This window comes from Bacillus sp. BD59S (assembly GCF_007363175.1).
In the GTDB taxonomy this organism is placed as follows: Bacteria; Bacillota; Bacilli; order Bacillales; family Bacillaceae_G; genus Bacillus_A; species Bacillus_A pacificus.
Map to the genome: position 1 here is coordinate 3,337,254 of NZ_CP034686.1, position 24,182 is coordinate 3,361,435.

Sequence of the window (24,182 nt, forward strand, 5' to 3'; positions counted from 1 at the left end):
AGCAACATAACCATTTACAATATAACAGAATCATTTCAATTCGTATAGATAGGAATGACTACTATTTGCCTACATTTACTATATTGGAATATGAAAAAGAAGCTATAATATATAGCTTCTCTCTACGTTTCTTCAATCTTTATGCACCTTATATTCCACAACTTTACCATCTCTATCAAATTGTAAAACAAGATGTTCACTATCTATGGGAATAAAGCCACGTTCAGTTCCAAGATAGTACGAAGTGATAACCCCGTTTTCTCCATTTCTCGTTTCAGTAGGCGTTCCTAATAATTGTGTAATTTCTTCATTTGATTTTCCTGTTAATTTATATTTTTGCAATAGATCATCTACCATATATACCCGTTTATCTTCAGCATGTAACCACCGATCTTGGTTAAACTTGGAAGTGTACGTATTCATACTTAATTGTGCAGTACATACTACTAATGGAATAAGTGCTACTATTAACACTCCCGACATTTGCTTCTTTTCTTCATTACGATTTTTAGCAACATATAAGATCGACTTTTGAATCATAACTAATAAAACAAATGGCATAACTATTATAAAAATGCTCGTTACACTTAATGACGTATGAGCCATACCAATAATAAACATAAAAGCAAGATACATGAGTATATACAAACAAATATAAACATACAAAATACCCCTTAATATAGCACTCAGAAAGCCCACCTCTTTTTAATTCATTATATAATTCATTCGATTAATGGTTTCTCGAAGTTTTTCTAACTCTTGACCTGTATATATTACTTTCCCCGTTAAGAATTCATTTCTGAAGAACGATACAATTTGCTCTCTATCTTTTAATCTCGGCGTTTTTTCTTTAGAAAGATCTAGCACTTCTTTCCCATTCTCATTATAAAAATATACAATCGGTTTTATGTTTTCCTTTACAATATCAACTTGCATTTCTTTCAAACAATTGTATAGAATATGAGACAGTTTCTTCGCTCTATATACTGGGTTCCCTTCATTTTTCACTTGTATCGTTAATGAATCTTCACCTGTAATATATTCAAACGTCTCTTCTTTCTCTATCTCTTGTTGATACTTGCCAATTTCATCAATCATAAATGAATATGTACTAGCATTTTCTTTCGTTAAGCCATGAATTAATTTCCCTGTCCATTCTTTCGTCTCAAGTACATACATACCCGTTTTACTTAAAACAAGATGATGAATTCGAAAATCATTTCCACCTTGTTGATTTTTAATAAAAACATTCGGCATAATATGAAATTCATGATCTTGTATTATGCCTTGCTCTACGAAACCACGCTTCATATATTGTAATGTTTCGTGTGTACTCATTTCAGCTCCATTTTTCGTATACTCTCGCAAATCTGCAATTAACTTTTGAAACATATGTATTTCATTACTATGTTTTTCTTGCATTTCACTGCGTTCTTTACTATGTTGCACAGCTAATTGATTTTTCATCATACGCATATTTTCAAGTTCTCTAGCTGCACTTATTTGTAAATCATTGTATTTTTTCTGTTCCATATTTTTTAATGTATTTTGCTGCTCTTTATGTTCTGTAACCGCAGCTGCAATTTCATTTTCGTACGTTTCAATTGCTTGTTTCTTTTCAAATTCTACTTGCTGACTCTCTGATTCTAGCTGTTTATTTTTATAAAACAGCACAAATGCTACAGCTAATAATATTAAAATCGCACCTATTAGCACATAATTCATATTTTTACTCCTTTATTTCATTTTCGATTATTTTTTATAAATATATCTATTATAGTATACTATGGTTTCGATATAGACTTTGTAAAATTTGTATATTTTTAATAAAAGGTACCTCTGAAGAGATACCTTTTATTTCCACTCTATTGTACACCATACTGAATATAACTTGAATCGTAGTATATCCATTGATTTGTCCCTAAGCAAAGCCATCCATCTTGCTTACTCCATACTCGATACGATTCACCATGATATAACTGTCTTATAACATTTCCATTTAATGATGGAGCATCACGTAGATTTACATTATCACCAGTAATAGTCGCCACATAATGTTTATACTGAATATAACTCGAATCATTATATACCCACTGATTTGTCCCTAAACAAAGCCAACCACCCTGTTCTCCCCAAACTTCATATGCTTCGCCACGATTCAATTGGCGAATTACACTAGACTGTAAAGATGGTCCACTTCTCAAATTCACATTATCTCCATTAATTATAGCAACTCCGTACACTGGAGTTGCACTATTAAGCGGGGAAACATTACCTCCACCACTTGCTCCATTCCCTTGTAAAGCTTCTAATGAAACTGCAGCTGATACATCACAATTTCCTACGCCTGAAATTTGTCCAGAATCTGTGTATTGCCATGCTGTCCACTCTGTCCATCCACCAGCATCAGCAGGCGGTGTACTCGAGTATCTAGCAATCCAAAGCGGAATATCACTTAATCCGCTAATTCCGAACTCATTAATATACCAAACTCCTGTATATAACATTACATCTTTTCCAGTAGCCTGTTTCACATAATTTATGAAGCTTCTTGCCCAATTCGATATAGCGTTACCAGTTAAATTACTGTTGCTCGGATCTGTTGGTGATTCTAAATCCAGAACTGGCATTAAGTCTGTGTGGTTACTTTGTAATATACTCACAAAATATTTCGCCTCTGAAATTGCATCATTTTGTTCTGGGCGTGCAAAATGGTATGCACCAATTAATACATTCGCATTTCGTGCTGCTTGTACATTCTTAGTAAAAGTAGGATCAATGTAATTTACACCTTCTGTCGCTTTTGCATACGCCGCTGAAATACCGGATCCCTTCACTGCATTCCAATCGATATTCCCTTCCCAATGGGACACATCAATAAACGTAATATTTGAACTAGATCTATCTTGCATATAAAAGCTCCTATCAATTTTTTCATTTCGTATACATACAATATGTACAACTTTATTAAAGGGTGACGACGTTTATACTATAGACGTAAAGAGCAAACATATTTTATAAACAAAGTAAAAAAGCCTTGTAATTACAAGGCCTTTTGTAAACTTCCTTTATTTTGTAGTAAATACATATTATAATACAACCCTTGTTCACTCAGTAATTCTTGATGTGTCCCTCTTTCTACTATCTCTCCATCATGCATAACAAAAATTTGATCTGCATCTTGTATGGTAGATAATCTGTGTGCAATTGCTATCGTCGTCCGTCCTTTTCGCATTTGCTGTAACGCTGTTTGGATTGCATCTTCAGTTTCTGTATCAATATTTGCTGTTGCTTCATCCAATACTAACACTTTCGGATTCGTTGCTATCGTTCTAGCAAAAGCAATTAATTGTCGTTGACCACTAGAAAATGCAGCTCCTCTTTCTACTACTTCCGTTTCATACTGCTCTGGTAACTTTTCAATAAACGTATTCGCTTGCACAAATTGTGCTGCTTCTTTTACTTCTTCATCCGTAATTTCTTCATTATACATGCGAATATTTTGTTTTACATTTCCCGCAAATAAAAATGCATCTTGCAATACAAGTCCTATTTTCTTTCTAATTTCTTGTTCTTCAAATTTATCTAACTCTACACCATCTATTACAATATTTCCGGACTTAATATTATAGAATCTCAGTAATAAATTCATAATGGTACTCTTTCCGCTACCAGTGTGCCCAACGAAAGCAACCGTTTGCCCTTGTTTCACGTGAAAAGATACATTTTTTAAAACATTACGTTTTCCATCATACGAAAAAGTAACATTTTTAAATTCAATATCTCCATTAATAACTTGAGGATTTCCATCCCCTTTTTGAACTGGCGCTAAATCTTTCTCATCCATTAAATGAAATACACGTGATGATGAAACCAGTGCCTGTTGGAAAAATGATAATTTCATCATCATCTCATTTACAGGCTGGAAGAAACGATGTATATAGTTAACAAACGCATATAAAACGCCTACTTCAACAGGACTCTTCAAAGCATCAATTCCAAATAAACCAAGTACTAACGCAATAGCTACAATATGAACTAAATCCGTTGCTGGACGTAAAAGCAATGCATCTAACTTTAATGTACGTCGCCCTGCACTATAATGTTTATTATTCACTTCTTCAAACTCTTTTCTCATGCGCTTTTCTTGTCTGAACACTTGAACAATATTCATCCCTTGAATGGACTCGTTTAACTTTGCATTTAACACACTTAATTGATTACGGACTTCTAAATAAAAAGCTGCACTTTTCCGGCGATATAGCACCATAATCGCAAACATAATCGGAATTAATACGAGAGAAAATAGCGCTAATTTTACATTTAATAAAAACATCGCTACTAAAATCCCTACTAAAAATACGATATTTTTAACAAATGTTGATAATACACTGACATAAAAATCTTTAATTGCTTCTGTATCATTCGTTATGCGCGATACGAGCGTACCAATCGGCGTACGATCAAAGAAACTTAATGACAACTTTTGAACATGCTCATATACTTCAACACGCATATCTTGAACAATTTTAAAAGCGATATTTTGAAAATATAACAAGTCTAAATAAGTAAATAATACTTTTAATAAGTGAGCAACAATATACAATACAAATAGAGTAACAAGTGCTGATTGATCAAAGTTACGTGGTACTAAGTGTTCATCAAGAAATTGTTTAATTAAAAACGGACCCATCATTTCTGTTATAGTTGCACCAACTAGAAATAAAAATGCTAATGCTAATAGTCCTTTATATGGCCTCATATAAGACAATAATCTTCTTAAATCGCTCTGTTTTTTCGCAGCCATCATACGCCTCCTTTCTCGACTAATGCTTCTAACTGCTGGCTCTCATACATTTCTTTATACCAACCATGTTCCTTCATTAGTTGTTCATGTGTACCTCGTTGCACAATTCTGCCCTCATCCACAACAAGAATGAGATTGGCATGCTGAATTGCACTTAAACGATGGGCAGTAATAATTGTCGTTTTCCCTGCTCTTTCCCTCTTTAAAGCATTTAAAATTGTTTCTTCTGTTTTTGCATCTACTGCTGATAAACAATCATCCAAAATTAAAATTTCAGCATTTGTTAATAAAGCACGAGCAATAGAGATTCGCTGCTTTTGACCACCAGATAATGAAACGCCTCTTTCTCCTACTACTGTTTCATATCCTTCTGAAAATTGGAGGATGTCATTATGAATACAAGCAATCTCTGCAGCTTGGGTAATTTCATTGTACGTAGCATCCGCCTTTCCAAAGGCAATATTCTCACCAATACTTGCTGAAAACAAAAAATGATCTTGCGGCACGTATGAAATGGCAGAACGGACACCATGAAGTGTTATATCTCGAATATCTCGCTCCCCAATTTTTAATTCACCATTAAAGTGATCATACTCACGGATTAAACATTTTAATAAAGTCGTTTTCCCTGCGCCTGTACGTCCTACAACTCCTAGCGTTTCGCCCTTCTTCAAATCAAAGTGAATATCGTTTAAATGTAACAATTCATTTTTCTTATACGAAAATGAATCAACGGCAAACGAAACATTACCGCTCGCTATTGTATGTACAGCATTTTCGCTATTTACTACATCTGATTTTTGTGAAAGAATTTTTTCTACACGGTCATATGAAGCACGCCCACGCTCCATAATATTGAATAACCATCCAAACGCTAACATTGGCCAAACGAGGGTACCTAAATATGTCGTAAATGTAACGAGATCACCTACTGTTAATTCACCTCTTACAACTAATACCGATCCGTAACATACTGCAATTAAAAAAGAAAAACCTACGATAAGAGCGATTGTTGGATCAAATAACGAATCAATACGTGCAACTAACATATTTTTATGTACGACATCTTCTGATTTTTTTCGGAACGCTTGTAAATCTTCTTTTTCTTGTCCAAGCGATCGAATTACCTTCATTCCACTCATACTCTCTTGCACTTTATCATTGATTTCCGAAAACGATTGCTGTGCTTTATGAAACCTTTTATGTAATAAAGTGCCGTAATAATTTGTCGATATTGCTACAATCGGCATTGGAATTAAGCTTAACAATGTTAACTTCCAACTAATTGTAAAACCCATCGCTACGAGTACACATCCCCCAACAGCCAATGAATCAACAAGTGTTAAAACACCCGCCCCAGCAGTTTGCTGAATTGCTTGAATATCATTGGTCGCGTGCGCCATTAAATCACCTGTTCGATTTGACTGATAGAAAGATGGACTCATCTTTGTAAAATGTTCATACAAATTTTTCCGTAATTGGCGAGCTAACTTTAATGAAGACCCAAAAATCATAATACGCCACACGTAACGTAATATGTACATCGTAATACCTACGAGTACTAAGAGTACAACCCATTTTAGTAACTTATCAGTCGTTAATGTTCCATCGTTAATTTCATCTACAACAATCCCAATCACTTTTGGTGCTACAAGTTCTAAAAGTGCAACGCCAAATAATAAAATAATTCCGGTTATGTACGCTCGTTTTTCTTGTTTAAAAAACCACGCTAAACTCATAAACACTTTCATATTTTTCCCCCTCCCTTAAAATGAGCGATGTTTTCAGTTTACCAAAAATACAGAATTTTTAAAAGTTTTAAACTCTGTCTATATCAAAAAGAAAAGACACTCTTAGCGAGTGTCTTTTAGCGCTTATTTCATTTGTTGCTTGTTCATCGCGCTCATCATTTGATTGATTTTCTTTTGGGAAGGTTTTTGTCCCATTTGCATCATCATCATTTTTAACATTTGTTCGTTAATTGGTGGATTTTTTTGTAAGTAATTCATCATGTATTTGCGGGCAATGAAAAATCCTAACGCCACGCCTGCTACTAGTGCTACTACGCCCACTAGAATACCTAACCAAATTGGCATATATTTTCCTCCTTCATGTTGTCTACCTTACAGTGTACTAAAACCTTTTCAATAAGACAAGATACAATTCGACATTTTTTACACATATGTTCGTACTTGTTTTAGAGGATTCAGCCATCCGTACTTTGTATTTTCATAATCCATAGCTAAAAATGTTAATTCACACTTCCGAAGCACCTCAAAGAAAGTCGTTTCCATAGAAACATTTCCAGAGGTATTCATGCGAATATAGTGTGGTTTCACCATTATTTCGCCATATTCTGCCCCTGTATAAAGTGTATGTGTATGATGTGTTCGATCATATTTACCAAGAACGCGCAAAGCTTGTTCTAATTTATGATGAATTTTCATTACTTGCAATGGCATCGTTATATACATCATTTGCTTATATAACACTTTTTTCTCCGAAAGGGACCCAGATTCTGAAAATCGAGCAAATAAATCAAAAAACAAATATTCACGACCAAAATAAGCTTTCGCAATATCCTCTTGAATTAAATACAATTCATACGTTTTCATTTTTCCACTCCCAATCTGGACAACCTTTTCTCTTCATTATATATAAGAAAATTTGCAATGATTGTCTGACTGCGGAGAGAGAAAAAACTTTTTCTGTCGAAAAAACTCATTTACATAGAAAAACCTCTCCATGCTGGAGAGATTTTTCTGAAATCATTAAAGCATTTCTTTTACTTTACGAACAACGTTCTCTACAGTAAATCCATACTCTTCCATAATCTTCTCACCAGGAGCAGAAGCACCGAATGTATCGATACCTAACACATCTCCTTCAAGACCTACGTAACGGTGCCATCCGAATGTAGCACCCATTTCGATTGCGAAACGTTTTGTTACTGCTTTTGGTAATACAGATTCTTTGTACTCTGCAGTTTGAGCTTCGAAGCGATCCATAGATGGCATGCTGACAACAGCTGCGTCAACGCCGTCTACTGCTAATGCTTTTTGAGCTTCAACAGCTAGGCTTACTTCAGATCCAGTTGCAAGTAAGATTACATCAGCCGTTTCTTTCTTGCTTGCAGAAACTACATATGCACCTTTTGCTACTTTTTCATACGTATCATCTTTTGCACCTTCTAATGTTGGAAGGTCTTGACGAGTCAAGACTAAAGCAGTTGGTTTGTTTGTAGATTCTAGAGCTAGTCTCCAAGCTGCAACAGACTCGTTACCGTCAGCTGGACGAATAACAGATACATTTGGCATCGCACGTAGCGCTGCTAATTGCTCGATTGGTTCATGTGTTGGACCATCTTCACCAACAGCGATACTGTCGTGTGTGAATACATACGTTACCGGCAATTGCATTAATGCTGCAAGACGAATTGCTGGACGTAAGTAGTCAGAGAATACGAAGAACGTACCACCGTAAGTTTTTAAACCACCATGTAGTGCAATACCGTTCATTGCTGCACCCATTGCGAACTCACGTACACCGTACCAAATGTTCTTACCGCTGTAATCATCTCTTGTAAAGTCTTTTTCGTTATTCATGTATGTTTTGTTAGAACCAGCAAGGTCAGCAGATCCACCGAAGAATGATGGTACAGATTCTGCAATTGCATTAATTACAGCACCAGAAGAATTACGAGTTGCTGCTTTTGATCCTAATTCATAAGTTGGTAAGTTTTTCTCCCAACCTTCTGGAAGTTGACCGTTCATTGCTGCTTGGAATTCGTTTGCTAATTCTGGGTATGCTTGTGCATATTCACCTAGCATAGTGTTCCACTCTGCTTGCGCAGTTTCACCAACATCTTGTACTGTTTTACGGAAGTTGTCGTATACTTCTTCTGCTACGTGGAAGTCTTGCTCAGCAGTCCAAGCATATGCTTCTTTCGTTAATTTTGTTTCTTCTACACCAAGTGGAGAACCATGTGAAGCTGATTTTCCTGATTTGTTTGGAGAACCGAAACCAATTGTCGTTCTTACTTCAATTAGCGTTGGGCGTTTTTCGTCAGCTTTCGCTTCTTCAATTGCTTTTGCGATTGCTTCAATATCGTTTCCATCCTCAACACGGATCACTTGCCATCCGTATGCTTTGTAACGATCTTCTACACTTTCAGAGAATGAACGATTTAAATCGCCATCTAATGAAATATCGTTTGAATCATAAAGCACAACAAGACGACCTAATTGTAAATGAGCAGCTAATGAAGATGCTTCAGCAGAAACGCCCTCCATTAAATCTCCATCACCACAAATAGCGTATGTATAATGATCTACTACATTATACGCATCACGGTTATATTTAGCAGCTAAATGTCTTTCAGCCATTGCCATACCTACAGCTGTTGCAATACCTTGTCCAAGTGGACCAGTCGTTGCATCTACACCAGCTGTATGACCGTACTCAGGATGTCCTGGAGTTTTGCTTCCCCATTGACGGAAGTTCTTTAAGTCATCCATTGTTACATCATAACCAGATAGGTGAAGTAGGCTGTATAATAACATTGAACCATGACCTGCAGATAATACGAAACGATCACGGTTAAACCACGTTGGGTTATTTGGATTGTGTTTCATAAATTGAGTCCATAATGTATAAGCCATTGGTGCTGCACCCATTGGCATTCCTGGGTGACCAGAGTTTGCTTTTTCAATCGCATCGATGGATAATGTGCGAATCGTGTTGATAGAAAGTTGTTCGATTGAATGTGACATGCTATTCTTCCCTTCGCTTATATTAGTAAACGTTTTATACATTTATATGATAGCTTCCCACGCAAGATTATACAACATGTATCGACAAATATGTTGATGTTTTTTTGATTTTTTATAAAAAAATCAATGTTTCCGGGAATGTATGGGCATTCAATATGACATACTTTTTCATTATTTTTATTTTGAAAAGAAAGGGAATTATCTGTATATTTATACAGATATACAAAATTCTTCTATACTAACTTTTTCAATCCGCTTTTAAAAGTACAAAAAAGCATCTAAATTCGATGCTTTTCAAATCAGTTAAACAATCCGTTTCCGAATCGAACTTGAAATAAAATCAATGATAATAACCATTAAAATGATGCCTAATAAAATAATTCCTACACGAGACCAATTGCGTGAACTCAGTGCAAAAATTAAAGGTGTGCCAATTCCACCTGCTCCAATAACACCTAAAATGGCAGCGGATCGCACATTAATTTCGAACCTGTATAACGTATAGGATAGAAAATCTGGTAATACTTGTGGCAATACTGCATACCAAAGTATTTGAAAACGATTCGCACCTGTTGCTATTAACGCTTCCGTCGGTCCTTTATCTATATTTTCAATTCCTTCTGAATATAATTTCCCTAACATTCCAATAGAGTGTAACCCTGAAGCTAGAACGCCGGCAAAAGAACCTGGTCCAACAGCTTTTATAAATAAAAGAGCCATAACTAATTCAGGAAATGTACGGACAAAACTAAGTACAAATTTCCCAGTTCCCGAAGTTAATTTTCCACTACTCATATTCGTCGCCGCCCAAAAAGCGAATGGAATAGATAAAAAGGCAGAAATAAATGTACCTAATATCGCAATTGCCAACGTATCAATTAAACCATGTAATAAATCTTCACCATCTGGCAAAGATACATACGACCAATCTGGATTCAATACACCTGTCATAATTGCTTTTGTAATTTCTCCCGCCGTATCCTTGATTCCTTCTAGCGGTACTCCTGAAAAAGCCCATACATAAACAAATGTAAGTGCTATGAAAATAATCCAGCGATACATACTCGGTTTCTTCGGTTTTGGTACGATTAACGTCGTTTTACTCATTATAATTTCTCCCGCAACAATGTACTTACATAATCAATTAACAATACAACAACAAGGGTATAGATAATAATAGATGCAGTTTGTTGATATTGTAAAAACCCAAGTGTACGGTCATAATATAATCCAATACCACCTGCCCCTACTAAACCTAAAACAGCTGCTGCACGTACGTTCACCTCAAATGTATAAAGAACATAGGAGACAAAATGTGCTTTCACTTGCGGAATTACCCCATAAACAATCCATTGCACCTTATTTGCTCCTACTGCTGTCATCGCTTCTAATGGGCCTGGATCAATCGATTCAATTGACTCATACAACAATTTCGCCACGAGCCCAATTGAGAAAAAAGTAAGAGCTAAAATACCTGGAAGTGGTCCTATTCCAAAAATAGCTACAAAAATCGCCGCTAATAATAAATCTGGTATCGTTCGGATAAAATTTAAAATCAATCGAGCTGGACTGTACAAAAATGCACTAGTAAACACATTACTTGCCGCAAATAGTGCCAGTGGAATAGCTAATATCGCTCCTAAAGTCGTCCCGATAATCGCCATACGTATTGTATCTAACATTGCTGTTGTAATAACTTGAAAATAACTCCAATCTGGTGGCACCATCTCTTTTAACAAATCCATCATATTAGGAAAACCAGCTACTAGTTTTGAAAATGATGCGTCGACCTGTATACTACTTCCCCACAACAGTAAAATGACTAGAATTAACGTTAACATATGTTTTAACTTACTCGGCGGCTTCGGTATCGATTTCGAATATATCGTCACATCATTCATTTAACTGCCACCTCTAACAATTCACTTTTCTGCGCTACGTCACCATAAATTTCAGCAAATTTTTCATCCGTTGCCTCTTCTACTAGGCCATCAAAAACAATTTCGCCTGCATGTAATCCAATAATACGTGTCGCATATTGCCTAGCTAAATCAATAGAATGTAAGTTTACAATTGTTGTAATTCCAAAATCTTTATTAATTTTTTTCAAATCATCTAATACTTGCTTTGTTGTTAGCGGATCTAACGACGCAACAGGTTCATCTGCCAATATGATTTTTGCTTCTTGCGCCAACGCTCTAGCAATTGATACACGTTGTTGTTGTCCTCCTGATAATTCATCAGCGCGCGCATATGCTTTTTCTAAAATATTTACCCTTTTTAACGATTGAAAGGCAAGCTCCAAATCTTCTTTCGGAAATAAGCCTAACGTTGTACGTAGTGTCGAATGATACCCGACACGGCCAGCTAATACGTTCTTTAATACCGTTGATCGCTTTACAAGATTAAAACTTTGAAAAATCATACCAATATCCCGGCGCATGCGGCGTAATCCTTTTCCTTTTGCAGCAGTAATAGACTCACCTTCAATCATGATTTCACCTTCTGTAATCTCATGAAGACGATTTATCGATCTTAGAAGTGTAGACTTTCCAGCTCCGGACAACCCTACCATTACAACAAACTCACCTTTTTGAATTTTCAAATTTATATGATTCAATCCTTTTGTACCATTTGGATACACTTTGGAAACATTTCGAAACTCTATCACACATCTTACCTACCTTCTATGAATTCAAAACGGCAAACTAACTGAAAACATACCTTTCCAGCTAGCTGCCATTTCCATATGTATTATTGCGTTTTTACTTTCTTCCCATAGTCACGAACGATATCAAATTTACTATCATCAGATTTAACATATCCTTCATGTGAATATACTTCTTTAATGATTTTATGACCTTCCTCATTCTTTCCAATTTCAATGAAAGCATCCTGTAATTTCTTGCTCCACTCTCCATCTAAATCAGAACGTACCGAAATCGTATCGTTTGGAATCTTCTCCGTAAATTTCACTATTTTCGTTTGATCAAATATATTCGGATAATCTTTTTTTACAATATTACGAGCATCTTGGAATACAACAGCTGCGTCTACATCACCATTTAAAAGAGCAATAAGCGACTGATCGTGACCTTTTAATGTAACAGGTTTCACATCTTTTAGCGGATCAACGTCCTCTTTTAATAGTACAGCCGCAGGCCACACATACCCCGCTGATGACGTTACATCTTGATAACCAATTTTTTTACCTTTTAAATCTTTTACACTATTAATATTTGAATCTTTCTTAACAACAAATTCAGACTTATAAAAGTCTACTAAATCCTTTGTAGGAGCTCCCGTTTCATCATCTACTCCAAAACGTTGTGCTTGTAAAATTACGTTTGCAGCCTTTTTCTCATGTGCTAGCACATACGCTGTTGGAGGTAAAAACCCTACATCTACTTGCTTAGATGCCATCGCTTCTACAATTGTATTGTAATTCGTCGAAATACTAACTTTTACTGGAATATTTAACTTATCACTTAATAGCTTCTCAAGTGGTTTTGCCTTCGCCTCTAACGTATCTGCATTTTGAGAAGGAACAAATTGAACATTTAAAGTCTTTGGTACATACCCTTTTTTCGTATCTTCATTTTTACTTGCGCTTGATTCCTTCGTTCCACAGCCACTTAATAAACCCGCTGCTAGTACAACTGTTGTACTCATTGCAAAAACTTTTTTCAACATGTTAATGCCTCCATTTTTCTTGTTATAAAATAACCTTCCGTAAACATGAAGAAATATATCACACATTTTCACGAATAATTGCTTATTTACAGAATCTTTACACATTCTATACACTCACATTAAAATTCTCTTCATATATTTGATATGCTTAATTGGTAGATAATAATAGAAAAGGTGAATGATATTGAATCAAAATCAAATTATAACTTTAAACATCTTATTAACAAGTGATATACATGGTACTGTTTATCCAATTCACTATCAAGATAACTCCAAAGCTGAAATTGGTTTAGCTAAAATTTCTACTCTTATAAAAAAAGAACGTTCCGAAAATAGAAACGTCCTATTAATTGATAATGGTGACTTCATACAAGGAACACCCTTTACTTATCATTACGCTACATATGAAAAAGATAAGAAAAACCCAATGTCATTAATAGCAAACTATTTACGTTATGACGCTGCAGTGATTGGAAATCATGAATTTAATTACGGAATTGATGTCTTAAATCATGCTATTTCTACTGCCAACTTCCCGTATTTATCAGCAAATATTTTAGATAAAAACAGCAAAGAATCTTATTTCGGAAAACCATATATAATAAAACACATTGAATCAAATATAAAAATTGCTATTTTAGGGATGACAACGCATTACATTCCAAATTGGGAACAACCCCATCACATTAAAGACTTACAATTTGAAGATGCGTTAGAAACAACAAAAAATTGGGTTGCTTACATTCACGAACACGAGAAACCAGATTTACTAGTCGTAGCGTATCACGGGGGATTTGAACGCGATTTACAAACTGGAGAACCGACTGAAGTTTTAACAGGGGAAAACCAAGGGTATGCAATGTGTCATGAAATTGAGGGCATAGATATTTTATTAACAGGCCATCAGCACCGAAAAATTGCTCAAACAGTGGGTAATGGTGTAACAATTTTACAGACTGGATGTAATGGACATTCAGTTGGAAAAGTAACTATAACATTTGAAAAAATGAAACAAGAGTGGGTAAAAAAAGAGAGTTATTCAGAACTATTGACTGTGCAAGAAATCGAGGCAGATCCAGATGTTCTTTACTTGGTAGCCGATTATGAAGAGAAAACACAAAAATGGCTTGATCAACCTATTGGAACCATCCACGGTGACATGCAAATTTCAGATGCTATGCAAACTCGTTTGAAAGACCATCCTTTTATTGAATTCATAAATAAAATACAGATGGATATTGCTAATGTTTCCATTTCTTGTACAAGCCTATTCCATAATACATCTCCAGGTTTCCCGGAACATGTAACAATGCGTGACATCGTTTCTAATTATATTTATCCAAATACATTAAAAGTAATTAGAATAACTGGCTCAGATATAAAAGATGCTCTCGAACTCTCTGCTTCTTATTTCACATTAAAAGAAGATGGATCTATCATCGTAAACCCTACCTTTATAGAACCAAAGCCGCAACACTATAATTACGATATGTGGGAAGGAATTTCGTACGTATTAAACATTTCAAAACCAATTGGCGAAAGAGTAGAATCTTTACAACATAAAGGCACTCCTCTTAATATGAACGAAGAATATGACGTCGTTATGAATAATTATCGCGCAAGCGGCGGAGGGAACTTCTTTATGTTTCAAAATAAGCCCGTAATAAAAGACATACCAACAGATATGTCTGAACTTATCGCTAACTATATATTGAAACATAAAAAGATAGAAGCAACAGTTAATAACAACTGGAAAGTTATTACTAACGATTATAATAAATAAAAAAGATGGGCTTCGCCCATCTTTTAGTTTAATTTTGCATTATCTTGCTTTTTTAAAGCTTTTAATTTCGCCGGTGTAACATCAGTACCTTGTTCGTTAACGACTTTAATTCCTTTTAGTTCGTTTAACATATTTTGACGAAATCCTTTTAAATATTGTTCACGTAGCGATTGACGCTCACGTTGTTCTTCTTCAGTTAAACCTTCAGCTTTTGCTTTTTTCGCTAAGAAGTTAATGCGTTCAACGAGTTCGTGACTAAGCATCTCGAATCCCCCTTCTAATCAAAACTGATTATTATCATACAATAGTTACTCTTCTTTATCAAGCAATTGCTTTGTATACTCTACATATCTACGATGTACCGTCGCTTTTGAAACATTATGACCAAAGCCACGTAGTGTTGCTGCAATTTCTTCAAAAGTAAGTTCACTCTTACGCAAACGTACAATTTCCTCAATTGGCACTTCTTTCTTCTCTCGTCCTACACTTAAATGACGATTCTTTAAATTATTTTCTGGACGATAGCCTTTTTCTACTGCTCGTTGCATACCACGTTTAATTTTTAAATTATGAATCTTTCTTTGATACTCTTCAACAATACCAATAATATCTAATACCATTGAATCAGAATCCGACAATTGCAATTCACCATTATGTGTATGCGTATATACTTTTATTCCTTCTTTATGTAAACAGTGCATTAACGCAATCTTTGCATTCCCCCTACCAAGGCGCGTTTCATCTTGTATAAGTAGCACATCAATTTGTTCGTCTCGAATTGTATCTAACACTTCTAATATGCCGTCACGTTCAATTGTATAGCCACTAGCCTGTTCCTCAATCACCTTAGTAACATTCATTTGATAGCGCTCCGCTAAATGCAATAATTCATCTTTTTGACGTACTAATGATGTTTCTTGTGCTTCTTTTGTTGTACTCACACGCGCATAAATAATTGCATTCATTATGAACCCCTCTTTCTCACTATAATTTCCCTTAAGTGTAACATAAATTCGCCTTTTGTTCGAACTTATGTTTGTAGAATGTTTTTTCACATGTTATACTTATTAATAAGAAAAATGAAAGAAAACGAGGTGTTAGAAAACATGGAAAAGTTAACGAAACGCCAGCAAGACATTCTCGACTTTATTAAGCTAAAAGTACAAGAAAAAGGATATCCACCTTCCGTACGTGAAATTGGTCAAGCAGTCGGCCTCGCTTCTAGTTCTACAGTGCACGGACATTTATCAAGATTAGAAGAAAAAGGATACATTCGACGCGATCCAACAAAACCACGTGCAATTGAAATTTTAGGTGAAGACCGAATGGATACAGAAACACAATCTGTTATTCAAGTTCCAATTGTCGGGAAAGTTACTGCTGGATTACCAATTACAGCAGTCGAAAGCGTTGAGGAACACTTCCCTCTTCCAGCTAGCATTGTCGCAGGAGCAGATCAAGTGTTTATGTTACGTATTTCTGGAGATAGTATGATTGAAGCTGGTATTTTCGATGGAGATTTAGTTGTTGTTCGCCAACAACAGTCTGCATATAATGGTGAAATTGTAGTCGCTTTAACAGAAGATAATGAAGCAACTGTTAAACGTTTCTATAAAGAAAAAGACCATTTCCGTCTACAACCGGAAAACTCTTCATTAGAACCCATCATTTTAAAACAAGTGTCAGTTATCGGTAAAGTAATTGGCGTATATCGTGATTTACATTAAGAATATAAAAGAAGATAATTACCCTATTCATATACGGTAATTATCTTCTTTTTTGTATTTTGATAGATTTTCATACATTCTATTTCTTATGAACGCGTTTCAATCGTCACATCGCCCGCAGCTGTTTTACCACTAATCTTTTTACTCCCCTTGCCAATTGTTACGTCTTTATTTTCTTTATTAAAAATTGTTACATCCCCGGCAGCACTTTGCCCAGTAATTACCGCATCTTTTGGTTTTTCCGATAAAGTAATATTTATATCTCCTGCAGTTGAACTTGCTTCTAGATTATACGTAGAATCATGATCTAGAATATTTATTTCCCCACTGGTCGTTTTTGCAGTCACTTTCCCTATTACTTTTTTAAAGTTTACTTCACCAGCTTTTGTAGATCCCTCCACATTCTTAGCCGTTACATGCTTCAAATCCACTTCTCCAGTAAGTGTTCTAGCACTTACACGGTCACTTTTCACATCACTTATTTCAATTTGTCCAGCAGATGAATTTACTTTTACATCTTGGTAAGAGCGTTCAGGCACAAGGAGAGTCACTGTAGACGTTTGAAACCTAAAATCGTAAAAGGAAAAATCAAATGAAGCACCTTTTTCTCTTTCTCCAATGATTTTTAATGTGTCACCATCTTCAGTAATACGAATCTCTTGTTTACGCGCATCTCCTGATTGCTTTACATAAAAAGAAGCGTCAGGAGATTTTTGGACAACAATATCCCTGACATCTAACTTGACTTCTATATTTTTTAGTGTTTCGTTTTTAATTATATCTTCTTTGTTTCCTTCTTCTGCAGCTTGCACTGCTTTTTCATATGTTTGTGAAATCCCAATTACTCCAATAATGATACAAGCGATTGCTGCTAACAATATTTTTTTCATCATCTACTCCCCTTTTATCATTTTGAAGTTCCATATTACATAACGTACACAAAGCCTTTTAAACCACTTCGTACTATAATAAGCAATCATACATAACAACAAACCTACTCCAACAAAAGTTATACTAACGAATAAATCCAACCATATAAAAGTACCCACAAAAACTTTTCCAATAACAAAAAATGGTGTCACTACACTAGCAATCCCACCGACCCAAAAAGAAAATATAAAAGCAATAATTGCAACTAAAGGGCCTAACACAATAATAAAATTAAACAAACTAAGTCCAATCGCTGCCATGACAGCTCTTGTCACATTTGAAGTTGACGGGTCTTTTTTCATTTCATCGAAACGATATAAAGCGAGTAATTCTTTTGCAATTACTTTCGGAGAGCCAAGCCCCTTTATTATTTCCGATTCAGTTTTCCCCTCTTCTATCCCAAACTGAAAATGCTCTTCATAATCAAATAAAATATCTTTTCTTTCTTCGTCCGGTAACTTTCTAAGGTGACTTGATAATTCCTTAAGAAACTGTTCTTTACTCATCCCATTCCACCCCTTCAATAATTTCTTGTACACCTTTCGCAAAATCACGCCACTCTGTTACTAACACATTCAGTTGCGTTTCCCCTTGCTCAGTTAGTTGATAATATTTGCGAGGTGGCCCCTCCGTAGATTCTTTTAAATACGTTTGAAAATATCCTTCTTTCGTTAAACGGCGTAATAAAGGATATACTGACCCTTCCGATATTAAAAATTTATTTGAGATTTGTTGAACAAGTTCATAACCGTAACAATCCTTACGTTTCACAAGTGCCAATACACACAGTTCTAACACACCTTTTTTAAACTGAACGTTCAAGGACAATCCCCCTTTCTCATTTCAGTACTGTTCAATACACGGTACCAGACATATCCATAATATACCACTTAGTATTATTTATTGCAAGGTACTATAGTTTTAAACAATCGAACTTTAGTATTAAACATATCCAATACCGAACACAACATATCGTACAATTTTTTATACCCATAGATATTACGCATGTTACTTTTACTTATCCACCCTTTTGGAACACAAAGCAATTCGAATTTCACCACGTTACATTAAAGATATGGAATAGAAATTCAAATACCGTCATATTTTTTTCAGGCATCTATTCAATTCATTTCAACTAACACCTATATTGCCGACAAATAAAAAAGCCCTGATACCGTAGTATCAGGGCTTCCTCACCTCTTAGTATAGAGACATATATTGATCGCGTTCCCATTGGTGAACTTGTGTGCGGAATATATCCTCTGAATTCATCAAGATTTAAAGAGTGCCAAAAACGTTGATTTATCAAGGTTTTATAAAAGTGATGTTTCATAGTGATTCATCACTTTTTTTTATTTTGTGGGTGAATTGTGGGTGAGATTGTGGGTGCCCCCCACAAAATGAAACAAACCTAAATAGCTTAGGCTTGTTTCATTTTTTTATCTGTTCTTTCCTATTTAAAATAACCTCTAAAAAAATCCGTTAAAGTTCAATATTTTTTCACAATTAAACAAAGCAAGATGTTGTCATCATCTTGCTTTGTTTATTTTTCTATTTTACTGCTTAGTAATTATTTATTTCTTTAATAACTGATGGGGGTAATTTTCTTATTTATTAAATTCCTGTACCATGTTCTGAATATGAAATAATATTTTCTTGTTTCAGTGTAGGTGCTGCACTTTTTTCAATACTAGGACTATTTAAACCAAACGATAATACTGCAATACCGATTAAACCCATTAATGTAATTTTAATCTTTTTCATTTTAAACGCCCCTTTTCTTTTAATAAAGTTCTCGCTTCATGACCTAAATGATAATACTCACACGCCTTTTCCTTTGCACCCACATTATACCATTTCTCTGCTAGTAGTTCGGTATAAATTTGAATGTCTTTCCACAGTTCTTGTTCTTTAAAATACGAAAGTGATTCATTTACAATTTCCTCTAACTTCTCTATAGATTCATTATTATTTATACACTCCAAAATATTTAAGTGATAACTATATTCTTGATTACAATCCTTCAAGCCCTCTTTAATATAAAAAGTTGCATCATTATGCTGTTTTAATTTAATATGTTCCCGAGCTAATAGGAATAATACCCTTCTTTGATAATGCAATTTTGTATGTTGACACGCTTTATATACTTCTTCTAAATGACGTATAGCTGAATCTGATAAATTTTGTTCGGCATACAGTACTCCTAAATTACTACGAACTTTTAAAACTAGCGATTGTTCATCAAGTTTTTGAAACATATTTAAAGCAGAAATTAGATATTCCTCTGCTAATTCAAATTGTTCTAAAGTAATACAAGCCATACCTAATGTATTTTCACACGCTCCTTTTTTAGTCTCATAGCCTTCATGGCTTGAAAAATAATCGAGAGCCTTTGTAGCATAATTAATAGCTAAAGTAGGTTGTGAAATATAATATTTATATAGCGCAACACGATAATTGTACTCTGCTTTTTCTTTTTCATCGGACATCATATCTAATAAATCACTTGCAGATTCAAGATGTTTTTCTGCACTATTGTAGTTTCCAACTTCTGTTGCATAAATAAATTTAAAGAAGTGATAGTAATATTTTAGTAAACCATCTGGCATACCTTTTATGTATTCTAGCCCTTCTAGCCCTTTTTCAAAATTCCCCTTTAACATTTGATACCTGAATCTTAACAGAGAGTAATAAATAAAAGAGTCTGTATTTTCTTTAACCTTATTAAATATATTATCTGCTTCAATTTTTAAAATACTTGCCTTCTCTATATGCTGAGCAAGCATTTCATGATACCATTCTTCTAATAGTTCATAACCCTTGCTAGTAATAGAAATTTTCGTCTCCATATAAATCCCCCTTTTCTTAGATTATTATCTAAATATTATAACAAATAAACCTATCAAATCACATATCATAACAATTACTATTTATTGATAAAAAAATATCTGATTATTCAATCTATTATCGATTATAATAACACCATTCACTTTGAAAATACAGTGTATACATCCTTGATATGATTTATTTAGTTTAAGTGGCCGATAATATGAAGGTTATAAAATCTATATTTAACGAATTTAGTTTATTAAGTAAAATCATAAATCCTATATTAAAAATATTGTCTAAAAGTAAATTCTAAATATCTTAACATTAAAAAACACCGAATCTTTAATTGGAATCGGTGTTTTTATTTTATGGTACCTCTACATATGTTCAACTAGCTTTAATATAGAAAACACTAATTTTTGAGTTTTTCACTTTATATTTGGGTGAACCATCCACTAATACTTTATCAATAATTGACTAATGAAATCTATGTGGAGGGAAAATATGCATTCGAACTGAATATTGATAAATAATACCAATATCTCAAATGTTTGATATAATGATTTTATTATTACTTATCGGGAGGTTATGTCATGAGTTATGATACAGTCGCATCCTTACAACGTATGCAACAATTACAACAATCTGAAGCTGCTGCTGGGGATAGATTAATTTTAAAAAGAGCTGATTCAAAAGCAGAACTTATAATAACTGTTTCTGCAATAGTATTAATTCCTTTCACATTAGGAATATCCCTTGTATTATTCGCAATTTGGTTCTTAATAAAAGAACTTACAGCTAAAACGTATTTAGTAAAAAATGTAGCTACTGGTGAGAAGTTTAGAGTTGACCGGAATGACTTTAAACAATATAAAAAGGACTTTAAAGCCAAAGAAAAAGAAGTAAAGAAAATCTCAGACTTATAAGGTATGAGAATGAGGGGGCGTTAATCTTATGAAAGTTATTCGTTCAATCTTTAACGCATTTCGTTTATTGAGTAAAATCATAAACCCTATATTAAAAGCATTATCTAAAAGTAAATTTTAAATATCGTAGCAAAAAAGCCGACTCAAGCGAGTGGGCTTTAAATTTATTTATATGATCAAAATTATCCTCTAAAATGCCCCTTAATACAGTAATACGAATTTTCTATATTTACATTTTTTCTTCTTGCCTCATAATTTTAATCGGGAGCGTGAGGAAGAAAATGGTTCGAATAAAAATTACACCTGAAGAATTAGAACAAGTTGCAAAACGGGCTAATGATACTAGGCATGCATTAGAATCCATACATAATAATTTATGCAATCAAATTGATTACATGTGTTTTCAATGGACAGGTGCATCGAATCAAAACTTCGTTCAAATGTTTAACAATGCAAGACCATCCGCATTCACAGCTATCAATGCACTTGTGCATGTTGAAGAAGAATTAAAGAGAATTGCTGAAAAATTCCGCGTTGCAGATAACGAAGATGTAACGACTCCAAAAGAAACTACACCTAGTAAATCACCTGAAAAATCTTTCTTAGGAAAAGTTTGGGATGGTATAGTAGACGGTACAGGAGCTGCTGTTGGAGATACAATCGACGGTATAAAAGCATTAGGTGACTGGGAAACTTGGAAAGGCATGGGCTACACTGTCACCCATTTAGATGAAGCTTTACCTGCAATGTGGGATGCGTTATCCGACTCTTATAATAAAGATGTGATAAATGGGGATGCAGAAACACGTGCAAGATGGGGATCGTATGCTTTAACACAAATTGGATTAGGTCTTCTTGGAGATAAAGGGGTCAGTAAGGCTGCAAAGCTAGCACAAGGTGCTAAATTCTCTCAAGGTATATCAAAAGCTGGTCAATTATTTAATAAAGGTGACAACTTTGCTTTTGCGGGTAGTAATGGTATCAAATCTGTATTTGACAATACTACTTTTAGACAAGCCGAAGAAAAACTATCAACTTATCAGTTTGCTAAAGGTGAAGGGAGTCCTGGAAAGAGTAATTCTTTTGAAGAAAATCATACGCCACCACTTTCTAATCAGGAAGCCATTTCTAGTCTACAAGGAACAGAAAACTTCAAACCAAATGGACTTAAACATATCCTAGAAGGTGAAATAAATAGAAGTGGTAAGGCAGTTGGTTATCATTCTGAAGCATTAGAAAATACACCTGGGAAAATTATTAGAGGAACAGAAGAAATAGTAAATGATCAGGGCATCTATAAAGCTAAAATAGAAGTAAATGGAACTCCTAAGACTGCAAATGGAGGGTTCTCCACATTTTTCCCTAAAGAATGGAGCTCACAAAAGATTGTAGATAATGTCAATGAAGCATACAATACTAAAAGGCATATAATCGGTAATACATACAAAGGAGTAGGTTCAGATGGTATAGAGATAACCATGTATATAGATAGCAACGGGAAAATTATCTCTGCTTTTCCAAAAGAATAAACTCTATTTTCAATAAATTTAAGGGAGTATATTAGAAATGAAATATGAATATAGTTTTGAAGTGCTTGATAATGACGTATTAATCATGAGATTACCAAAGGAAATTGAACTTGTCGGAACCTTTGTATATGTTGAAGTTTCCGCTTTTGGAGATTGGATTTTAGAAGAAATACATAGTGTTTTAAACGGAGAAAAGGATTACGGGGAAGTAAACGGCAATATTTGTGGTTTAGAAATTCGAAAAGATACAACTACCGTTCTAGACAATTTGGCCGAAGATGATAAAGGTGCATTTTGCGAGATAGAAACGATTGAATTAGTAAATTTAATTCATATTTGGCTCGACAAACAAAAAGAATTTAAAAAAGAAAAAAATAAAGAATTGTAATAATTTAATTGGCTGACTTCTACATGAAGTCGCCTTTATTTATTTTCCCATACTCTTCCCACTATCTTTTTCCCCTTTGAAATTATTAATTAAGATTGATATTTTACGTTTTATATCCATTTTCCTTAGAGAATTATCAGCGAAATGAATACGTATATCCGACGCGCTTGAAACGGTATTGATCCCTCTACTGGCGAAAAACTTTCAACTTGGGAAAGGTTTTTAGCTGGAGGAATGGCAGTAGCAGGAGTTACACTTGTCGGAAAAATCGCAAAAATTGGGAAAGGCGTAAAAATGACTGCAAAGGCTGCTGAAGCTGTAAATACAGCTAAAAATGCAGAACACGCTTCAGATATAACAAAGTTTTATTCTGGAGGAAGAAGTTTTGTTGTACAATTCATGGAAGGTGAACAACGGGTCGCAAAAATGTACGATGAAATTAGGGGTAATGCTTCTGATATTGCTGCGATTTCCAAAAACACTGGTTGGTCAGATAAAAGAATACAACGTATTAAAGATCATCAGTTACCAGATAATAGAGTTGGTAAGTTTGATCCTGATTTTGGGATAGCGAGAGCTTAGCAACGCCTAGAACAAGGTATTCATCATGAAAATGATATCAAACTATTAAAACACGAATATTTCGAATCTCGTTTTGAAGGTATTTTTAAAGTTGATTATGCGACAGCTCATGCTAAAACGGTTGAATCTGGTCGCCCTTGGAAGGCTCCCGATTCAGAGCCTTTCAACCCACTGGACGAACACTTTAAAATCCCTTTAGATAAAGCATTTGATTAA

24 protein-coding genes and 1 pseudogene are annotated in these 24,182 nt (G+C 34.5%); 6 read left to right on the forward strand and 19 right to left on the reverse strand.

The genetic code is table 11. The features are described from left to right. Positions 1-132: 132 nt before the first annotated feature. From EKQ63_RS19355 to EKQ63_RS19410, 12 genes are all read right to left on the reverse strand, one after another. Positions 133-699 carry a hypothetical protein gene (locus EKQ63_RS19355; RefSeq protein WP_087954579.1) on the reverse strand — a complete coding sequence of 189 codons (567 nt, stop codon included), beginning with the start codon at positions 697-699 and terminating at the stop codon, positions 133-135. Positions 700-705: 6 nt separating this feature from the next. Then, positions 706-1,725, reverse strand: coding sequence for a nuclease-related domain-containing protein (locus EKQ63_RS19360; protein ID WP_087954578.1), 1,020 nt, complete (start codon positions 1,723-1,725; stop codon positions 706-708). A gap of 140 nt (positions 1,726-1,865) precedes the next feature. Beyond that, the gene (locus EKQ63_RS19365) at positions 1,866-2,912 is read right to left on the reverse strand and encodes a GH25 family lysozyme (RefSeq protein ID WP_088307134.1); all 1,047 of its coding nucleotides are present in this window, start codon (positions 2,910-2,912) and stop codon (positions 1,866-1,868) included. A 131-nt stretch (positions 2,913-3,043) separates the two neighbouring features. Then, positions 3,044-4,807, reverse strand: a complete 1,764-nt coding sequence (locus EKQ63_RS19370) for an ABC transporter ATP-binding protein (protein WP_087954576.1) — start codon at positions 4,805-4,807, stop codon at positions 3,044-3,046. Further along, on the reverse strand, positions 4,807-6,558 hold the full coding sequence (locus tag EKQ63_RS19375) for an ABC transporter transmembrane domain-containing protein (protein ID WP_087994735.1): 1,752 nt from the start codon (positions 6,556-6,558) through the stop codon (positions 4,807-4,809). Before EKQ63_RS19375 ends, EKQ63_RS19370 begins: the two co-directional genes overlap by 1 nt. A gap of 123 nt (positions 6,559-6,681) precedes the next feature. After that, positions 6,682-6,903, reverse strand: coding sequence for a YneF family protein (locus EKQ63_RS19380; protein WP_001123317.1), 222 nt, complete (start codon positions 6,901-6,903; stop codon positions 6,682-6,684). A 78-nt stretch (positions 6,904-6,981) separates the two neighbouring features. Then, on the reverse strand, positions 6,982-7,422 hold the full coding sequence (gene sirA, locus EKQ63_RS19385) for a sporulation inhibitor of replication protein SirA (protein ID WP_000860645.1): 441 nt from the start codon (positions 7,420-7,422) through the stop codon (positions 6,982-6,984). Positions 7,423-7,578: 156 nt separating this feature from the next. Next, positions 7,579-9,579: a transketolase gene (tkt, locus tag EKQ63_RS19390; RefSeq protein WP_087994736.1), complete on the reverse strand. Its 2,001-nt coding sequence runs from the start codon at positions 9,577-9,579 to the stop codon at positions 7,579-7,581. 303 nt (positions 9,580-9,882) lie between these two features. Next, positions 9,883-10,686 carry a phosphonate ABC transporter, permease protein PhnE gene (phnE, locus tag EKQ63_RS19395; RefSeq protein WP_143881423.1) on the reverse strand — a complete coding sequence of 268 codons (804 nt, stop codon included), beginning with the start codon at positions 10,684-10,686 and terminating at the stop codon, positions 9,883-9,885. Continuing rightward, positions 10,686-11,480 carry a phosphonate ABC transporter, permease protein PhnE gene (phnE, locus tag EKQ63_RS19400; protein ID WP_087954572.1) on the reverse strand — a complete coding sequence of 265 codons (795 nt, stop codon included), beginning with the start codon at positions 11,478-11,480 and terminating at the stop codon, positions 10,686-10,688. The genes phnE (EKQ63_RS19395) and phnE (EKQ63_RS19400) overlap by 1 nt, the downstream gene beginning before the upstream one ends. Then, positions 11,477-12,250, reverse strand: a complete 774-nt coding sequence (phnC, locus tag EKQ63_RS19405; RefSeq protein ID WP_087954571.1) for a phosphonate ABC transporter ATP-binding protein — start codon at positions 12,248-12,250, stop codon at positions 11,477-11,479. The genes phnE (EKQ63_RS19400) and phnC overlap by 4 nt, the downstream gene beginning before the upstream one ends. A gap of 83 nt (positions 12,251-12,333) precedes the next feature. Next, a complete protein-coding gene (locus tag EKQ63_RS19410; RefSeq protein WP_087954570.1) occupies positions 12,334-13,272 on the reverse strand; it encodes a phosphate/phosphite/phosphonate ABC transporter substrate-binding protein in 939 nt (312 codons plus the stop codon). 184 nt (positions 13,273-13,456) lie between these two features. Here EKQ63_RS19410 and EKQ63_RS19415 point away from each other — a divergent pair, with 184 nt between their 5' ends. Continuing rightward, positions 13,457-15,055 carry a bifunctional metallophosphatase/5'-nucleotidase gene (locus EKQ63_RS19415; protein WP_143881424.1) on the forward strand — a complete coding sequence of 533 codons (1,599 nt, stop codon included), beginning with the start codon at positions 13,457-13,459 and terminating at the stop codon, positions 15,053-15,055. Positions 15,056-15,078: 23 nt separating this feature from the next. Here EKQ63_RS19415 and EKQ63_RS19420 read toward each other — a convergent pair whose 3' ends face one another. Together EKQ63_RS19420 and EKQ63_RS19425 are read right to left on the reverse strand one after the other, a co-directional pair. Then, positions 15,079-15,318: a DUF896 domain-containing protein gene (locus EKQ63_RS19420; protein ID WP_000948565.1), complete on the reverse strand. Its 240-nt coding sequence runs from the start codon at positions 15,316-15,318 to the stop codon at positions 15,079-15,081. A gap of 45 nt (positions 15,319-15,363) precedes the next feature. After that, positions 15,364-16,020, reverse strand: a complete 657-nt coding sequence (locus EKQ63_RS19425; protein ID WP_087954568.1) for a YneB family resolvase-like protein — start codon at positions 16,018-16,020, stop codon at positions 15,364-15,366. A 141-nt stretch (positions 16,021-16,161) separates the two neighbouring features. On the opposite strand from EKQ63_RS19425, the gene lexA reads away from it, so the two are divergent. Continuing rightward, complete coding sequence (gene lexA / locus EKQ63_RS19430; RefSeq protein WP_000413738.1) at positions 16,162-16,782, forward strand: transcriptional repressor LexA; 621 nt, start codon at positions 16,162-16,164, stop codon at positions 16,780-16,782. Positions 16,783-16,868: 86 nt separating this feature from the next. Here the strand turns inward: lexA and EKQ63_RS19435 are convergent, their stop codons facing one another. From EKQ63_RS19435 to EKQ63_RS19455, 5 genes are all read right to left on the reverse strand, one after another. Next, positions 16,869-17,675: a DUF4097 family beta strand repeat-containing protein gene (locus EKQ63_RS19435; protein ID WP_143881425.1), complete on the reverse strand. Its 807-nt coding sequence runs from the start codon at positions 17,673-17,675 to the stop codon at positions 16,869-16,871. Next, on the reverse strand, positions 17,676-18,218 hold the full coding sequence (locus EKQ63_RS19440) for a DUF1700 domain-containing protein (RefSeq protein WP_087954566.1): 543 nt from the start codon (positions 18,216-18,218) through the stop codon (positions 17,676-17,678). Next, on the reverse strand, positions 18,211-18,534 hold the full coding sequence (locus EKQ63_RS19445) for a PadR family transcriptional regulator (protein ID WP_001102622.1): 324 nt from the start codon (positions 18,532-18,534) through the stop codon (positions 18,211-18,213). The genes EKQ63_RS19440 and EKQ63_RS19445 overlap by 8 nt, the downstream gene beginning before the upstream one ends. A gap of 792 nt (positions 18,535-19,326) precedes the next feature. Continuing rightward, positions 19,327-19,476 (reverse strand): Phr family secreted Rap phosphatase inhibitor, encoded by a 150-nt coding sequence (locus EKQ63_RS19450; protein WP_000721300.1) that lies wholly within the window; start codon positions 19,474-19,476, stop codon positions 19,327-19,329. Then, complete coding sequence (locus tag EKQ63_RS19455) at positions 19,473-20,561, reverse strand: response regulator aspartate phosphatase (RefSeq protein ID WP_087954564.1); 1,089 nt, start codon at positions 20,559-20,561, stop codon at positions 19,473-19,475. Before EKQ63_RS19455 ends, EKQ63_RS19450 begins: the two co-directional genes overlap by 4 nt. 573 nt (positions 20,562-21,134) lie before the next feature. On the opposite strand from EKQ63_RS19455, the gene EKQ63_RS19460 reads away from it, so the two are divergent. From EKQ63_RS19460 to EKQ63_RS30605, 4 genes and pseudogenes are all read left to right on the forward strand, one after another. Then, positions 21,135-21,467: a hypothetical protein gene (locus EKQ63_RS19460; protein ID WP_049106735.1), complete on the forward strand. Its 333-nt coding sequence runs from the start codon at positions 21,135-21,137 to the stop codon at positions 21,465-21,467. 281 nt (positions 21,468-21,748) lie between these two features. Next, positions 21,749-22,996 carry a WXG100 family type VII secretion target gene (locus EKQ63_RS19465; RefSeq protein ID WP_143881426.1) on the forward strand — a complete coding sequence of 416 codons (1,248 nt, stop codon included), beginning with the start codon at positions 21,749-21,751 and terminating at the stop codon, positions 22,994-22,996. Positions 22,997-23,033: 37 nt separating this feature from the next. Further along, a complete protein-coding gene (locus tag EKQ63_RS19470) occupies positions 23,034-23,384 on the forward strand; it encodes a hypothetical protein (RefSeq protein WP_000873112.1) in 351 nt (116 codons plus the stop codon). Positions 23,385-23,555: 171 nt separating this feature from the next. Then, positions 23,556-24,182: pseudogene (locus tag EKQ63_RS30605) on the forward strand (pre-toxin TG domain-containing protein); the annotation flags it as partial.

Excerpts from the sequence above, each read along its gene's own strand:
- EKQ63_RS19380 (WP_001123317.1), bottom strand. The coding sequence starts at position 6,903 with ATGCCAATTTGGTTAGGTATTCTAGTGGGCGTAGTAGCACTAGTAGCA.
- EKQ63_RS19470 (WP_000873112.1), top strand. The coding sequence starts at position 23,034 with ATGAAATATGAATATAGTTTTGAAGTGCTTGATAATGACGTATTAATC.
- EKQ63_RS19435 (WP_143881425.1), bottom strand. The coding sequence starts at position 17,675 with ATGATGAAAAAAATATTGTTAGCAGCAATCGCTTGTATCATTATTGGA.
- EKQ63_RS19420 (WP_000948565.1), bottom strand. The coding sequence starts at position 15,318 with ATGCTTAGTCACGAACTCGTTGAACGCATTAACTTCTTAGCGAAAAAA.
- EKQ63_RS19410 (WP_087954570.1), bottom strand. The coding sequence starts at position 13,272 with ATGTTGAAAAAAGTTTTTGCAATGAGTACAACAGTTGTACTAGCAGCG.
- sirA (WP_000860645.1), bottom strand. The coding sequence starts at position 7,422 with ATGAAAACGTATGAATTGTATTTAATTCAAGAGGATATTGCGAAAGCT.
- EKQ63_RS19370 (WP_087954576.1), bottom strand. The coding sequence starts at position 4,807 with ATGGCTGCGAAAAAACAGAGCGATTTAAGAAGATTATTGTCTTATATG.
- EKQ63_RS19375 (WP_087994735.1), bottom strand. The coding sequence starts at position 6,558 with ATGAAAGTGTTTATGAGTTTAGCGTGGTTTTTTAAACAAGAAAAACGA.
- EKQ63_RS19465 (WP_143881426.1), top strand. The coding sequence starts at position 21,749 with ATGGTTCGAATAAAAATTACACCTGAAGAATTAGAACAAGTTGCAAAA.
- EKQ63_RS19450 (WP_000721300.1), bottom strand. The coding sequence starts at position 19,476 with ATGAAAAAGATTAAAATTACATTAATGGGTTTAATCGGTATTGCAGTA.
- lexA (WP_000413738.1), top strand. The coding sequence starts at position 16,162 with ATGGAAAAGTTAACGAAACGCCAGCAAGACATTCTCGACTTTATTAAG.
- EKQ63_RS19365 (WP_088307134.1), bottom strand. The coding sequence starts at position 2,912 with ATGCAAGATAGATCTAGTTCAAATATTACGTTTATTGATGTGTCCCAT.
- EKQ63_RS19460 (WP_049106735.1), top strand. The coding sequence starts at position 21,135 with ATGAGTTATGATACAGTCGCATCCTTACAACGTATGCAACAATTACAA.
- phnE (WP_087954572.1), bottom strand. The coding sequence starts at position 11,480 with ATGAATGATGTGACGATATATTCGAAATCGATACCGAAGCCGCCGAGT.
- EKQ63_RS19425 (WP_087954568.1), bottom strand. The coding sequence starts at position 16,020 with ATGAATGCAATTATTTATGCGCGTGTGAGTACAACAAAAGAAGCACAA.
- EKQ63_RS19360 (WP_087954578.1), bottom strand. The coding sequence starts at position 1,725 with ATGAATTATGTGCTAATAGGTGCGATTTTAATATTATTAGCTGTAGCA.
- EKQ63_RS19440 (WP_087954566.1), bottom strand. The coding sequence starts at position 18,218 with ATGAGTAAAGAACAGTTTCTTAAGGAATTATCAAGTCACCTTAGAAAG.
- phnE (WP_143881423.1), bottom strand. The coding sequence starts at position 10,686 with ATGAGTAAAACGACGTTAATCGTACCAAAACCGAAGAAACCGAGTATG.
- EKQ63_RS19455 (WP_087954564.1), bottom strand. The coding sequence starts at position 20,561 with ATGGAGACGAAAATTTCTATTACTAGCAAGGGTTATGAACTATTAGAA.
- tkt (WP_087994736.1), bottom strand. The coding sequence starts at position 9,579 with ATGTCACATTCAATCGAACAACTTTCTATCAACACGATTCGCACATTA.